The organism is Rufibacter roseolus (assembly GCF_017916365.1).
In the GTDB taxonomy this organism is placed as follows: domain Bacteria; phylum Bacteroidota; class Bacteroidia; order Cytophagales; family Hymenobacteraceae; genus Nibribacter; species Nibribacter roseolus.
Window position 1 is genome coordinate 806,443 of the sequence record NZ_JAFMSU010000003.1, and the last position, 15,340, is coordinate 821,782.

Annotated in this window: 7 protein-coding genes and 1 pseudogene; 6 read left to right on the forward strand and 2 right to left on the reverse strand. The window is 45.4% G+C overall.

The window, feature by feature from the left end; all coding sequences use genetic code 11:
• Positions 1 to 76 precede the first annotated feature (76 nt).
• Positions 77 to 1,504, reverse strand: a complete 1,428-nt coding sequence (locus J3P35_RS19185) for a SusD/RagB family nutrient-binding outer membrane lipoprotein (RefSeq protein ID WP_210466368.1) — start codon at positions 1,502 to 1,504, stop codon at positions 77 to 79.
• A gap of 9 nt (positions 1,505 to 1,513) precedes the next feature.
• Positions 1,514 to 4,726 (reverse strand): SusC/RagA family TonB-linked outer membrane protein, encoded by a 3,213-nt coding sequence (locus tag J3P35_RS19190; protein WP_210466369.1) that lies wholly within the window; start codon positions 4,724 to 4,726, stop codon positions 1,514 to 1,516.
• Between the two features lie 1,522 nt (positions 4,727 to 6,248).
• On the opposite strand from J3P35_RS19190, the gene J3P35_RS19195 reads away from it, so the two are divergent.
• From J3P35_RS19195 to argC, 6 genes and pseudogenes are all read left to right on the forward strand, one after another.
• Positions 6,249 to 9,248: a SusC/RagA family TonB-linked outer membrane protein gene (locus tag J3P35_RS19195; protein WP_210466370.1), complete on the forward strand. Its 3,000-nt coding sequence runs from the start codon at positions 6,249 to 6,251 to the stop codon at positions 9,246 to 9,248.
• 15 nt (positions 9,249 to 9,263) lie between these two features.
• Positions 9,264 to 10,676, forward strand: a complete 1,413-nt coding sequence (locus tag J3P35_RS19200; protein WP_210466371.1) for a RagB/SusD family nutrient uptake outer membrane protein — start codon at positions 9,264 to 9,266, stop codon at positions 10,674 to 10,676.
• Positions 10,677 to 10,916: 240 nt separating this feature from the next.
• Positions 10,917 to 11,543 carry a hypothetical protein gene (locus tag J3P35_RS19205; RefSeq protein WP_210466372.1) on the forward strand — a complete coding sequence of 209 codons (627 nt, stop codon included), beginning with the start codon at positions 10,917 to 10,919 and terminating at the stop codon, positions 11,541 to 11,543.
• 742 nt (positions 11,544 to 12,285) lie between these two features.
• A pseudogene (locus J3P35_RS19210) lies at positions 12,286 to 12,831 on the forward strand (GNAT family N-acetyltransferase); the annotation flags it as partial.
• Positions 12,832 to 12,970: 139 nt separating this feature from the next.
• Positions 12,971 to 14,167: an argininosuccinate synthase gene (argG, locus tag J3P35_RS19215; protein ID WP_210466373.1), complete on the forward strand. Its 1,197-nt coding sequence runs from the start codon at positions 12,971 to 12,973 to the stop codon at positions 14,165 to 14,167.
• Positions 14,154 to 15,146, forward strand: coding sequence for an N-acetyl-gamma-glutamyl-phosphate reductase (argC, locus tag J3P35_RS19220; protein ID WP_210466374.1), 993 nt, complete (start codon positions 14,154 to 14,156; stop codon positions 15,144 to 15,146). The genes argG and argC overlap by 14 nt, the downstream gene beginning before the upstream one ends.
• The last annotated feature ends 194 nt before the right edge of the window (positions 15,147 to 15,340 follow it).

Here is a 15,340-nt window from a genome sequence, read left to right on the forward strand (position 1 = left end):
AAAGAAGGAAATAAAAAAGCCCTGGCAGATCCTACCAGGGCTTTTGACTAATCAGGCTTTAGACCTGAAATAATTCTTAGAATTTATCCCAGAAAACTTTTGAGGTAACGGTATTACCACCAATGGCAGCTGAAGCAGCTTCGGCGTTATCACCATTACTGTTAAACTCCGTAGTTGGGTAAGTTAACCGAAGTGGAATCTCACTGATACCCAAAGCTGGTTTCACCAGGTTTGGAGCATCTAATCTTCTCCACTCTTTCCAACCTTCAACTGGGTTGTTGTAAAGGGCTAACCATTTTTGGGTACCAATTTTCTGCTTGTAATCTCCAGGAGCAGTCAGGTAGTTAACGCTTGGTTGCAGAATGTAAGCAGTTGCTTCGGCTTCAGTTCCACCCCACTCAGTGATAGAGGCAGTGATACCAGCATTGTAGTGACCCATTGCGGTTCCGCCTACAGCAAATCCTCTTTCAACTGCTTCGGCCAGCAAGAACTCAACTTCTGAGTATGACAACAGCATACCTGGGTTAGTAGGGCTCTCAAGGATAGTACCAGGAGCAGAGTTCGCAGAGTAAGAGTTTGGCGCACCGTAAGTACCACCTTTAAAGGTACCATTCTCCAATGGTTTGAAGTACTCATTTCTTCTTGGGTCATTCAACGCGTTCATTCTATCAATGATCGTGTTTGCTCCCACGAAGTCAGCTCTACCACTTTGTACTAGATCTGTCCAAACAGGGTTAGTGTTGGGGGTAGTAGCCAGGTAAGTGATATCTGCACTTTCTGTGTTAGATTTAATTACGTTAGGGGCTGCAGCCTCTACCATTGCTTTAGCTTTGGCAGGGTCCACATCTGCTAACGTCATGCCCAGTCTCAATTTCAGAGAGTTGGCAAACTTAATCCAGTTAGGAACATTGCCATTGTAGATCAAATCAGCGGTACCTAATCCGGTAGCTGTAGCGTCAAACATACCAATCGCTTTGTCCAGACGAACAGTTAAATCAGCATAGATGGCAGCATCATCATCGTACTTAGGCAATACATTAGCAATGTCTAAGGCCTCTGAGTAAGGAACATCTCCAAAGGTATTTACCAATACAGACCAGGCATATACTTCCAGAACTTCAATAGAAGCTAACTGGTTTGCTTTAATCTTTGCATCTAAAAGATTATTCGCCGTGATAATGGTCTTGGCCTCTTTTAAATCACGCAGAACGTCACGGTAAAAAGGATCCCAGAAGTTTCTATCCACTTGTCTGGTAGCAATCACAAACTGGCTCTCATCTGGATACGTAGTAGCCGCCCAGTACTGTGCATAAAACCGGAAAGGGTTATTATTCACACTGGAACTGGTGATGATATTAGACAAGCTGCGCTCAGCACTAGTTACCAGAGTAGCACCCGGTACTTGAGTGGCGGCTTTCGTGTTGATATTATAATCATCTAAGCTATCTACACACGAAGTAGTGAATAGCAAAGCTGGAATGCAGAAATATAGTATTCTCTTCATTGTTCTTAATTAAAATTTGAATCTAAGGTTAAATCCAATATTACGGGTAGTTGGGTAGCTACCAGAAATATATCCTTGTCCTAAGTTACCAGAGCTCAAACCATCTTCTGGATCTGCGTAAGGCAGGTTTTTGTGGATGATCCACAGGTTTCTACCTACCAGAGACAAATCAATTGCAGAGAAAGGTTTCAATTTAGCCATCAACGGAGCTGGTAAAGAATAGCTCAAAGAAACTTCTCTCAGTTTTACAAAGCTGGCATCATAAACATGCGCCTCTTGTGGCATGTAGTAACCATAAAGACCTTCACCGTTTTCTACACGGATGTCGTTTGGCGTACCGTCTTCTTTCACACCTGGCAGGATAACTCCACCACCTTGAGCGATTGGCAAACGAGATGGGTTTCCAAGGTCATTGTTCTGAGTAGTTTCTTCATAAAGACCTGTACCAAAACCGTAGAAATTATCCAAAGAGAACACATCTCCGCCTTGACGCACGTCAACCAGGAAGTATAAGCCAATACCTTTGTAGTTTAAGGTATTAGAAATACCACCTCTCCAGTTAGCATTAGGATCACCAATTTCTCTGTTTGAAGAAAGCATGTAGTGTCCATCTTCATCCACTACTTTCTGGCCGTCTTTGTAAACAAATCCAGCACCGCGCAGTGTACCAAACGGACGACCTACGGTAGCGTTAGAAGACATACCACCTTGGTAGGTAGCCAATGAAATGTTTTGAACACCTTCGTACAATGAAATTACTTCGTTTCTGTTTTTAGACCAGTTCACATTCACGGTCCAAGAGAAATCATCGTTTTTAACGGGGTTAACAAAGGCAGATACTTCAATACCTTTATTTTCCACATTACCAGAGTTCACGAAGGTTGAGTTGTAACCTGTGGCTGTAGAAACGCTCACTGGTAAGATTTGGTCTACTGTGTTAGTTTTATAAACTGACATGTCAAAACCAAATTTACCTTGCAAGAAGGCCATCTCTAAACCAGCTTCCACACTCTTGGTTCTTTCTGGTTTCAGGTTTTGGTTGTTTTTAGTTCCAACTACAGAGAACAAAGGAATAGAACCCCAGGCAGTTGGTTTGTCATACACGTCATAGATAGACAAGGCTGGGGCATCGTTACCTACTTCTGCATAGTTCAAACGCACTTTACCATAGCTTAACCAAGGCAAAGTTTCTTTCAGAGTTTCTGAGAAAACGTAGCTGGTTGCAACAGATGGATAATAGAATACATTGTTAGGAGCCAACAAGGTAGTAGCCTTGTCTCTTCTTGCTGTCACATCTAAGAACACAGTTTCTTTGTAACCAACTGTAGCACTGGCAAAGATACCATCCATTCCGGTTCTCAACTCGCTCTCAGTTGGTGCGTTGATTGGGCTTACTGAGTTAGAGAGAGAATACAATCTAGGAACTACCAGACCTCCGTTAGTTGTGGCAAAGATGGAGCTCTCGTAGTTTCTGCGAATGTTAGCACCAATCAAACCAGATAAGCTAACATCGCCGCCTGCTACCATTTTGTTGAAATTAGCAATCAGGTCATAGTTAAACTCTCTGGAAGTTCTGTTGAAACGAGAATAAGCAGCGACACCGGTACTACCTACCGCATTTCTTTCTTCCTGCATCTCATCATAAGAGTCCAAAGTAACTCTACCCATCAGGTTAAACCAGTCAGCGAATTTATAAGTGGCAGATACATTACCAAAATAACGGTAACGCTCATCATTTTCATAGTTCTCATAACGTACCCAGTAAGGGTTGTCAGAGTAGATTGGTCTCAAGTCAGTGGCACTACGAGTGTTCCAGGTAATGTTCTGTCTGTTGCGGAAATAAGCTTCTTTCTGCTCTTTCAGGTCAACGTTGGTTTGCCACCATTGTCTGAATTGCTGCATTGGGTTAAAAGAGCTATAACCAGTTCCGTAACGACCTAAGCCATTTACTTTGGAGAAGTTAACAGACGCACTGGTAGTCAATTTAGGCGACACGTTATAAGTAGCCGCAAAATTGATCATGTTCTTGGTAAGATTACTGTTTGGCAGAATACCTTTGTCCTCATTTCGGGTGAAACCCAATTTGAAGCTACCGTTATCGTTGCCACCATCTAAAACAACACTGTTGTTCACAGAAACAGCATCTTCGAAGAAATAGTTAGGATCGTTTTTAGCACCTACCCAAGGAGTAGCCTGACGATACTGAGGAGAGGTTGGGTCTAATGAGTTCCACTGGTACACCATCAGGCTTGGATCAAAAGGAGCACCGTAAGAAGCATCTTCAGTGAAAGGAACAACTAAGTCCAGAACGCCATCGCCGTTCATGTCACGCTGGTTGAAATAAGCATCTTCATCCGGGCCATAGAAAGGACCGTAACCAGCACCGTATTGTTTCTGGTATTTAGGAGCAGTGCTTTTGTCAACAAAGCCCATGGTTACACCATTGTTCATGGTGATACCCAAACCTCTTCTACCTTTTTTGGTAGTGATCATGATCACACCGTTAGCGGCGCGTGAGCCATAAAGTGCAGTTGCAGCAGCACCTTTCAGAACGCTCATTGACTCAATGTCGTCTGGGTTGATGTCAGCGGCAGCGTTACCGTAGTCATAACCGCCACGGCCAGTTCTCTGGTTAGCGGAGTTAGTGTTGGCATTGCTGATTGGAACACCATCTACCACAAACAGAGCCTGGTTATTACCAGTGATTGATTTGGTACCGCGCATTACCACGTTGGTAGAACCACCCATGGTGTTGTTTTGCGTGATGTTCAAACCAGCCACTTTACCAGCCAATGAGTTAACAGCATTGGGGTTACGAGCAACCGTAAGGGCCTCGCCCTGTACCTGCTGCGCAGCGTAAGGCAATGAGTTCTTGGTTCTTTCGGCACCTAAAGCTGTTACCACAACTTCTTTCAGCTGTTCTGCATCAGTAGACAATCTTACGTTAACAGAAGTTTGGTTTCCAATGGCCACTTCCTGGTTTGTGTAACCAATGAAAGTGAATACGAGTGTACCACCACCAGCAGGCACGCTGATGGAATAACTTCCATTAACATCCGTAGGCACTGCTGTAGTGCTTCCCTTGAGCTGGACAGTCACTCCTGGCATTCCCTCGCCAGTACTTGCGTCTGTGACTTTCCCTGTAATAGTCCTATTCTGCGCCGCGGCTTGTTGTAGCACCACGGTGAACAGAACAAGAACTAAAAGTAAGACTTTCTTCATGTTAGGTTGTAGTTAGGTTATAAATGGTTTTATCGTTGCCTAATATTAAGCGATTCTTGGCTCAGAAACAAGGTTTTTAGTTTTTCACCATCTCAAATCCTAACTTTTTTTCTTAAACTCTTCACCAGGCCAGAATTCCCTCTTTACTTAGAGGTTATCCCAATGTTTTATTTAAATCAATTTTCCAGCCTTAAAGATGAGACAGAGGTAGAAAAATTCACTCTAGCACAATCAATACAGGCTTTTTGGGGAGAGAAGCCCTGTGCTTCCACTCACTGACTATATTCCATTGTTCGAATAAGACAAGTAACTTTTGGTGCTACTCTTCACCTTCTCTTCCGTGTTCTTGAATTATTCACAATTTCGAACCTTCACTTTAGACCTAAACATTTTCTCAAGCAGACTGCTACCGTTTTAAGGTCTTTTTACGGTTATGAGGAGAAAACCGCAAGTCAGATCTCTTTACCTTAATCCTTTATTTAATGGAATGAAGAAGCTTTCAGGCAAGAATTCGTTAATCTTTTGTGTACTGGCATACTGATGCATTGAGTTTTATTCAGCTGTAATTAGCTTTTTCAAGAGCTATAAGACTTCCATCCTGCGCTTATTCAGAAGCTTTGCCATTGATTAAACAGGCATGCACCACCACAAAACCAAAAGGGAAATACACCATTTAACTAAACCTATCAGCATTACAACTACCAGTTAAAACAATACTCAACGCCTTATGTATAACCATTTTACACTTCGAAAAACAGATAAAAGCTTCTACTTACTTTAAGATCCCTAAAATAAAAACGTTTGTAAAATACAATAATCAAGCCTTGACTTAAAATAGAAAAAATGAAATATTTTACTGGCTCACTTTTCCAGAAACAATTTAGTAAACTCAAGATTCAAAATTGGACTTGTAATTTTATTTTTAATTTATTGAATATTCTTTATGAAATTAATAAAAACATGCTATTCTATTATCATATAGGCATTGTCAACTCTCTATGGTTATAAGAAATTGATAGAATGAAAAGTAACTGGTTTGTCTTACTCCCTAAAACCAAGCCCTTATTCTTTTGGATATAAAAGCTTCACATTGTGGCAGATATGAAAGTCATTGCGCAGGTTATCAAACCTGAGCAACCATAAGGAGGCAGTTGCTCGTCATGGCAATGACACAAGACGGTGGTTGTTCTATCTTAGCAATGATTATTTACAAAACCCTTAGAAACAAAAAACGTTACAGCTTCTATCCTCTCAACAGATTTGCCACAAGTAAACTACAGCATCCTTCTGTCTGCATTCTTGTAAAGAATATATAATTTTGATTATATATTCTAATTAACATATTATTAAAAACGGCTGTGCTCCAGGGCATTACAGCACCTCATCAAAATAACCATATGTTAAGTATCAGTTATGCAGAGAAATACACTAAAAAAACAAACTAATAGCTCAGGGGTTATTAGTTTATATTAATAATTGTTATTTTTATACACTTCATTTACCTAAACAAACAAAAACCAACATGAAGAAAATTTTACTATTAAGTCTTTTCTTGTTGTCTATGGCTCTGCAGGAGGCCGTGGCGCAATCAAGGACGATCACAGGAAGGGTGACTGATGCTGCAACAGGCGATGCAATGCCTGGGGTAACAGTCCAGCTCAAAGGAACCAGCACTGCTGCGCCTACAGATGTTAATGGTAGCTACACCATTTCTGTACCGGCTTCTGGGGGAACTCTCGTATTCTCTTTCATTGGATACACCAACAGAGAAATTGCTATTGGAGGTCAATCAAACATAGATGTTCGCTTATCAACAGATGCCCGTACCCTGAGCGAGGTTGTGGTAACTGGTTATGGTACCCAAACCAAATTAGAGCAAACCGGGGCTGTGTCACAGGTTGGTGGGGCTGAAATAGAGAACATCCCTATGTCTTCTGTTGACAAGGCCCTACAAGGCCGGGTAGTTGGCCTACAGTCAGTTGGTGCATCAGGCCAACCAGGTTCTGCCCAGCAGATCCGCATCAGAGGTATTGGTTCCATCACTGGTTCTTCTGCACCCCTATTCGTAGTAGATGGAGTTCCCATCAACTCTGGTGATTTGTCTAGAAATACTACCACTGCCAACGCTTTGGCTGGTATTAACCCCAATGATATTGAGAGCATCAACGTATTGAAAGATGCCTCTGCTGCCTCTATCTATGGTTCAAGAGCGGCCAACGGGGTAATTGTAATTACCACCAAGAGCGGTAGAGCCGGAAAAACCAAAGTGCGTTTTGATGCAGAGTACGGGGTAGCCAAACGGGCCTATTATAATGAGAAAACCCGGATGCTCACAACCGCTGAAAACATTGAGTTGCTGGGTGAGGCGCTGCGCAATGATGGCTACTGGGACTTCTATGAACTGAATGAAGACAATATTGGCGCATTCATTCAAGAGAACTTCGGACTGGACCCAGAGGTGAATACCAACTGGGAAGATGAAGTACTGCAAACAGGTAAAACGCAACAATATAACCTTGCCGCTTCAGGGGGAGATGAAAAAACTACCTTCAATATCTCTGGTGGTTATTTCAACCAGGAAGGCACCACTCTTAACTCAGAATTCACAAGATACTCTGGTGGTTTAAATATCAGACACAGCTTAAACCAGAAGCTGGCAGTAGGTACTAACCTGTTGCTTTCCAATAGTACTCAAACCGGTCCGCTTAACAGTGGATTCTTTGCCAACCCAATTCTGGCTGGTTTATTCCTGATGCCAACCCTTGGTCTTGATGCTGAACCACAAGGCCCTTTCAACCCACTCCGTTTGGCAGAATTAGATAAAAACGAGAGCAACATCTTAAAGGCTATCGGGAGCTTGAATGCAGAGTATAAAATTTTGCCAGGCCTCTCCTTCACTACAAAGTATGGTATTGACTACAACAGTCTGGAAGAAGACAACTATCAAAACCCTTTCTATGGTGATGCAGAATCTGTAGGCGGTAGCTCCACAAGGTATTATACCCGTTATTTCAACTGGGTATGGACAAACCTGTTGAACTACACCTGGGACATTAACAAGGACAATGCCTGGGTTGTAAACCTGAAAGGTGGTTATGAAGCGCAGAGATCCTCAATCTATACATCTAATGTGTATGCCGAGAACATGCCGCTGAACATTGATTTCACGGCTCCTTCTAACGCTGCCACGCCAATCACGGCCAATGGAGCCAATGAAGGCTACTCCTTTGCGTCCATCCTGTCTTTAGGAGATATTTCTTACAAAGGCAAGTATGTATTGTCTGGCTCCTTCAGGAGAGACGGTTCTTCCAGATTCGGATCAGAGAACAGATACGGTAACTTCTGGTCTGTAGGCGCTAGCTGGAACATTGACCAAGAAGATTTCATGCAAGATTATGACTGGATCAACCAGTTGAAGCTAAGAACCTCCTATGGGGTAAACGGTAACGCCGGGATTGGTAATTATGACTGGAGAAGGGTTTATTCTTATGCCAGCACATACGAAGGCGCTGTGGCTGCCACACCATCATCACTGGGTAATGCCAACCTCACCTGGGAGAAAAATAAACCATTTGACGTGGGTATTGATGCGATCTTGTTTGACAACCGCTTAAGCTTAACCGCAGACTATTACTCCAGAACTACCTCAGACCTGCTGCTGAACCGTCCGCTTTCCTTAACCACTGGTTTCCCCAGCATTCTGGAAAACATTGGCGCCATGAAAAACAGTGGATTTGAGCTTGCCATTTCCGGTACTCCAATCCAAGTAGGAGACTTTAAGTGGGACCTGAGCTTTAACATCTCCAGAAACAAAAACGAGATCACAGAGCTAGCGGTAGACAAGCAACAAACCGGTGGTTTCATCAGACAAGTGGGTCAGGATATCTACCAGTTCTACATGCCAATCTGGGCTGGTGTAGATCCTGAGGATGGCATGCCAATGTGGTATACAGATGCGTCTCAGTCAGAGACCACTAAAACTTACTCACAGGCTGCTTATTCATTGACCGGGAAATCTGCCTTACCTACTGCTTTTGGTAGTGCAGGTACCACCCTTACTTACAAAGGCCTGACCCTTGATGCCTTGTTTTACTATAGCTATGGCAACTACATCCGCGACCCATACTTCCAGTATCTGAACAGTGGTGGATGGTACCTGAGCGGATTCAACCAAAGAGCAACCCAACTTGACAGATGGCAACAGGAAGGTGACCAGGCTTCTGTGCCTATGTTGTCTTATGACAATGACTTGCGTTATCGCTCTTTGTCTACAAACAACCTGAACAAAGGTGATTTCATTCGCCTGAGAGATGTAACACTGGGGTACAGCTTACCAGCCAGTCTTATTGGAAACCTAAAAATGACTAACGTAAGAGTATACCTGAGAGGAACCAACTTAGCTACTTGGGTGAAAGACGACACACTTCCTTATGACCCTGAGGCAGGGGGAGTTACGGGAACCACAAACTTCGAAATCAGTGTTCCTAAAACAGTCACTTTTGGTATTAACGTTGGCTTCTAATTTTAAAAAGACCTCATGAAAAATAATTATAAGGTAATGCTTTTAGCTGGGCTGCTTTCTGCAGGCATGCTCAGTTCCTGCGGTGATGAGTTCCTGGATGAAACACCTTCAACGGGCATCAACGCAAATGAAGCCCTTCGCACAGACAATGATGTTCTAAGCGCCCTAAGAGGAGCGTATGGCGGACTTGCTTCTACAAACCTGTATGGCTTGAACCTACCGGTGCTGGGAGACATGCTCGCCGACAACATGTATGTCGCTACTTCCAACTCGGGTTATTTCAACTCTCTCTCCGGCTACAATTTCCTGAACAACAGCGGGGAAGTAACCGAAATCTGGACAGGGGCCTATGACGTGATCAACCGAACCAACGCGATCATCAATTCAAACCCTACTGTTACAGACCAGGAAGCAGTAGACCAGTACAAAGGCGAGGCCTATGCTTTAAGAGCCTTAATGTATTTTGAATTAGTGCGGCACTTTGCCAGACCTTACAATGAAACCGCCAATGCCTCGCATTTGGGTGTGCCGCTCGTCTTGAAAGAGTTCGAATACAATGCACAGCCAAGCCGGAATACGGTAGCTGAGGTGTACGCACAGATCTTGTCTGATTTGGACAAAGCCTACACCATGATGACCCTGGATGAAGGCACGGTACGCTTGTCTAAGTATGCCGCCCGCGCTTTGCAGGCCGAAGTGAACCTCTACAAAGGAGATTACGCTTTGGCTTTACAGCAAGCAGAGGAAGTCATCAATGAAAGCGGCGTTGAGCTGTTGCCATATGAGTCTGTATTATCTTACTGGGCAGAGACAGACGCCACCAAACTGCAAGGCCTGGAGTCATTGTTTGAGGTTTCCGCTACCCAGACGGAGAATAACGGGGTAAATGAATATGCCTACTTCTTCAACCAGGGTGGTTACGGCCAAAACTTGGCCACGCCAAGCCTTTTCGCCCAGTATTCACCTGATGATATCAGAAGACAGTTGATTAGGGTAGGTAGAAGAGGCGCCGGTGACAACCCAGCCTACATTGTCACTAAGTACAATGCCATAGCTGGCGACGCTGAAGACAAAGTAGTGATCCGGATGTCTGAGGTTTACCTCATTGCCGCCGAGGCAGCCAACCGTACCGGGAATGATGAACTGGCTCTCACGTATCTGAATGCTTTAGTAGCGGAAAGAGAACCAGGCAAGGTATACGCCTCTACCGGAACGCAACTCCTGAACGATATCATTACGGAGCGCAGAAAAGAGCTGGCTTTTGAAGGCGATCGTTTTGCCACCCTAAACAGGCTAATGGCTGATATCACTGGCAGAAGAAGAGCACCAAATGATCTTCCTTACAGTGATCCAAAGAGAATATTGCCAATTCCACGTACCGAGATAACTGCCAACCCTAACATTCAGCAGAATCCGGGTTGGGAATAATAGGTGATAAATGAAAGGTCATTCAATCAAACCCTGAATGAATAACTAATAAGCCCTCAGACTTACCTGAGGGCTTATTTTATTTCAGCATGAGACAAACGGTACTTACGCTCAATTTCTTTAGCTTTATAAGCGTTGCAGATGTAGCTCTATTCTACTTTAACTTACAACATCTCACCATTTAACATGAACCCAAACAAACTTTTATGGCTGGTATTGCTGCTCATAGCATGTACCAGTATGAGAACCACTGCCCAGGTTTATTTAGAGGAAGTGAACGGCCGGCCTATCAGGTTAAGCCAGTACGTTAACGTGGAAGGCTCCCCCTTTTTACAGGAAGACTTTAGCAAAGGAACCATCACACTCCCCAATGGCACCATCCACAAAGACGTAGAATTGAAGTATGACATGGTGGAAGGCCTGCTGCAGTTCAAAAACAAACATGGCATAGTGATGGAACTCACCCAACCCGTAACTTCTTTCAGCATCGACTACTCACGGGACAAAGTCACTGAACAGACCAGAACCTTTCTGAGTGGTCCCACCGTTGATAAAAGCGCGCAAGCCAACACGTTTTATGAAGTCCTGGCTACCGGACCGGTGAGTCTGCTGAAAAGGGACTTCAAGGTAATAAGAGAAGAAAAAGCATTCAATTCAGCCACTGTCACCAAAAGAATTGCCGATGTCACCATCTACTACCTTAAACAGGGTGATGAGCTTACCAAAATAAAGAATGATGAAAAATCGGTTTTGTCTGCGCTGAAAAACAAAAAGGATGCACTGAAAGGCTACATCACCACCAATAAACTTAACCTTAAAAACGACAAAGATTTAACCCAGGTAATCAATTACTACAACACCATTTAAGCAGAAACGGGTTATAAACGCCAAAAAGGGAAAGTCCTTAAAAGAACCAATCCATGGATAGTTCTTTTAAGGACTTTCCCTTTTTACACCCATTTCCATCATTGATGCAGACAAACAGCACAAGAAGAGAATCCAAAACCATACTGTTTCATGCAGGTCAATTTCCTCTGAGCAATGTCTGGTGTGGCCAACAACAAGCAGTAGTGTTCGGGCTTTCTCTGCTCATTTCGTTTTAGCCTCAATTTTCCAAGAATAGCTGTTAAACGGCATTTCTTGAGCTTGGAGCTTTCCTGGGCTTATTGCTTTTGCCGCAGAAGATCACCAACCCAAGATTAATTTTTCTTTAAGAAATGAACCAAACCGTTGGTATTTTCATTTTTTTAATGAAATCTTTGCGGAAGCTTTCAAGCAGAAGCCAACATTTTTTACACGATCCTAAATCAATGAATAAAAAGTCGCTTTTATCAGTTGTTGTGGCAACGGTAAAACGCTCCGTTTTGAGGAGTGCGCTTTTTTCTGTTCTGCCCAGAACAGTTTTTTGTGAACCCATTTACCTTACCCGATCCAGGCGCTAGGCCACCGGCGCAGGTTGTAATCTACAACCAACCCGGATGCATCTCTGTATACCAACTCTTAAGTTGGTAGCAGTACCTCCTTTTCTTTCTTATTTTTTAACAAACATATAGCGATGCGTACATACGCTTCGGCTGTAGAGTTGCAGCCTATTGCATCTGTTCCTTTCATGGAAACTTCAAATAACGCTTTCACGGTAGTGGTTGCTACTGAGGAGCACACCCCCTTTGCACAGCAGATTTGCGACGAGATGGAGTCTTCGGCGAAAGCCCGCGGCACCGGTATCGCGAAGCGCTCCCCAGACTATGTGGCCCAGAAGATGCGGGAAGGCAAAGCCGTGATCGCGTTTGATGCCGAGGGCAACTGGGCGGGCTTCTGCTACATTGAAACCTGGGGCCATGGCGAGTACGTGGCCAACTCGGGCCTGATTGTGTCACCGCACCTGCGTAAGAGCGGATTGGCCAAGCGCATCAAGCAAAAGGTGTTTGAACTGTCGCGCACCAAGTATCCCGAGGCTAAAATTTTCGGGTTGACTACTGCATTGGCGGTGATGAAAATCAACTCAGACCTTGGCTACCGTCCGGTGACTTACTCTGAGCTCACCAACGACGAGGAGTTCTGGAAAGGCTGCCGCAGCTGCGTGAACTTTGACATCCTCACGGCCAAAAACCGCAGCAACTGTCTCTGCACGGCCATGCTGTACGTTCCGCCAAAGGCGGACAATGAATGATTGAATGGTTGAGTGAAAGAGTGAATAGGTTTTATTTTACTCATTCTCTTATTCACTCAACCACTGATTCACTCATTGAAAATATTCTCTCAATCAATCATTCTCTCAATCACCCATTACACCCATGAAAAAAGTAGTTCTCGCGTTCAGCGGCGGCTTAGACACATCTTTCTGTGTGAAGTACCTGCTGGAACAAGGTTATGAAATCTATTCGGCCATCGTGAATACCGGCGGCTTCTCTGAAGAGGAGTTAGCCGAGATTGCCCGAAGGGCGGAGAATCTGGGCGTGGCCCATCACGTAACCTTAGACGAAACCGATAACTACTATCTGTCTTGCCTGAAGTACCTGATTTTTGGGAATGTGTTGAAAAATAACACCTACCCCCTATCCGTGAGCGCCGAGCGTATCTCGCAGGCGGTGGCCATTGCCAAGTACGCCCAGGAAATCGGAGCCGAGGCCGTGGCCCACGGCAGCACCGGCGCCGGCAACGACCAGGTACGATTTGACATGGTATTCAACATTCTGGTACCGAACGTGCAGGTGATTACCCCCATTCGCGACCTGAAACTGTCGCGCGAGGAAGAAATTGCCTACCTGAAAGAGCGCGGCGTGGAGATGGATTTCCAGAAGGCGCAGTACTCTATCAACAAAGGCATCTGGGGAACGTCGGTGGGTGGCAAAGAGACCTTGACATCGCACCAGGCCCTGCCAGAATCGGCGTACCCAACCCAGCTTTCTAAAGAAACGCCGGAACGTATCACGCTGCACTTCAAAAACGGCGAGCCGGTAGGCCTGAACGAGGAGCTATTTGACAACCCGGTGCACGTGATCCAAAAGCTGCAGGAGATTGCCGGTGGCTTTGCCATTGGCCGTGACATTCACGTAGGCGATACCATCATCGGGATCAAAGGACGCGTGGGTTTTGAGGCGGCGGCGCCGATGGTCATCATCAAAGCGCACCACGCCCTGGAGAAACACACGCTCACCAAGTGGCAGCTGTACTGGAAAGACAGCCTGGCGACTTGGTACGGCAACTGGATGCACGAGGGCCAGTTCCTGGACCCAACCATGCGCAACATCGAGACGTTCCTCACCGACACCCAGAAAACCGTGACTGGAAAAGTACACGTACTGCTGGCCCCGTACCGCTTCCAGGTAGAAGGCATTGAGTCGGAGCATGATTTGATGTCCTCAAAATTCGGTTCTTACGGTGAGATGAACAACGCCTGGACTGGCGAAGACGTGAAAGGCTTCTCCAAGATCTTCGGGAACCAGACCATGATGTACCGCTTAATCAACGGCGAGGATGGCGCAGAGTAATCTTATAAAAGTGGGCATTGTAGGCGGAGCGGGCTACACCGGTGGTGAACTGCTGCGCCTGCTGGTGCACCACCCTCACGTAGACATCAGCTTTGTGCATAGCAACAGCCAGGCCGGAAAACCCGTCACTGCTACCCACACTGATTTGATTGGCGACACGGATTTGGTCTTCACCAACGAGCTGGGTACCGAGGTAGACGTGCTATTCCTCTGCGTAGGTCACGGCGATGCGAAGAAGTTTCTGGACGCCAACTCCATTCCAGACGCGGTGAAAATCATCGACCTGAGCCAGGATTTTAGGTTAACTGAGAAATCATCTTTCGGCAACCGCCAATTTGTGTACGGTCTGCCAGAGCTTAACCGCGAGCAAATCAAAACCGCCGCCAATGTAGCAAACCCGGGCTGCTTTGCCACGGCGATTCAATTGGCTTTGCTTCCGCTGGCGCAGAACGGTTCTTTGCCGGAAGAAGTACACGTAAGCGGCATTACCGGCTCAACCGGCGCAGGGCAGAAGCTGGCTGAGACCTCGCACTTCAGCTGGCGCAACAACAACATCTCCAGCTACAAAGTCTTCGGGCACCAGCATCTGGACGAGATCACTGAAAGTCTGCAATCGTTGCAAAACGGTTTGGACACTGCAATCCGGTTTGTACCCTACCGCGGCAACTTTAGCCGGGGTATTCTGTGTACTACCTATCTGAACTCAGATTTAAGTCTGGAGGATGCCCAGACTTTGTTCAGGGAGTTCTACGCAGGTCATCCGTACACCCTAATCACCGACCAGAACCCAGATCTGAAGCAGGTGGTGAACACGAACAAATGCCTCCTCTATCTGGAGAAGCACGACGGTCAACTGGTCATCACCAGCTTGATTGACAACCTGCTGAAAGGTGCCTCAGGCCAAGCCGTGCAGAACATGAACCTACTGTTCGGGTTGGAGGAAAGGGCTGGTTTGCAGTTAAAGGCCATCGGGTTTTAAGGATTTTTTCGTTTTCGGCCTGCTTTTAGAAAAACAGGCCGAAAACGAAAATCAATTCAAGGTTCCGCTGGCGCGAGCGTCCCGCTCGTGTCCGCACGCATTTCTGAACATTGTTCTGCTGATGTGCAAAAGAGGATCTGGAATGCTACCGGACACGAGCGGGACGCTCGCGCCAGCGAAAAGAAATAGAAATC

Excerpts from the sequence above, each read along its gene's own strand:
- J3P35_RS19185 (WP_210466368.1), bottom strand. The coding sequence starts at position 1,504 with ATGAAGAGAATACTATATTTCTGCATTCCAGCTTTGCTATTCACTACT.
- J3P35_RS19190 (WP_210466369.1), bottom strand. The coding sequence starts at position 4,726 with ATGAAGAAAGTCTTACTTTTAGTTCTTGTTCTGTTCACCGTGGTGCTA.
- J3P35_RS19195 (WP_210466370.1), top strand. The coding sequence starts at position 6,249 with ATGAAGAAAATTTTACTATTAAGTCTTTTCTTGTTGTCTATGGCTCTG.
- J3P35_RS19200 (WP_210466371.1), top strand. The coding sequence starts at position 9,264 with ATGAAAAATAATTATAAGGTAATGCTTTTAGCTGGGCTGCTTTCTGCA.
- J3P35_RS19205 (WP_210466372.1), top strand. The coding sequence starts at position 10,917 with ATGAGAACCACTGCCCAGGTTTATTTAGAGGAAGTGAACGGCCGGCCT.
- argG (WP_210466373.1), top strand. The coding sequence starts at position 12,971 with ATGAAAAAAGTAGTTCTCGCGTTCAGCGGCGGCTTAGACACATCTTTC.
- argC (WP_210466374.1), top strand. The coding sequence starts at position 14,154 with ATGGCGCAGAGTAATCTTATAAAAGTGGGCATTGTAGGCGGAGCGGGC.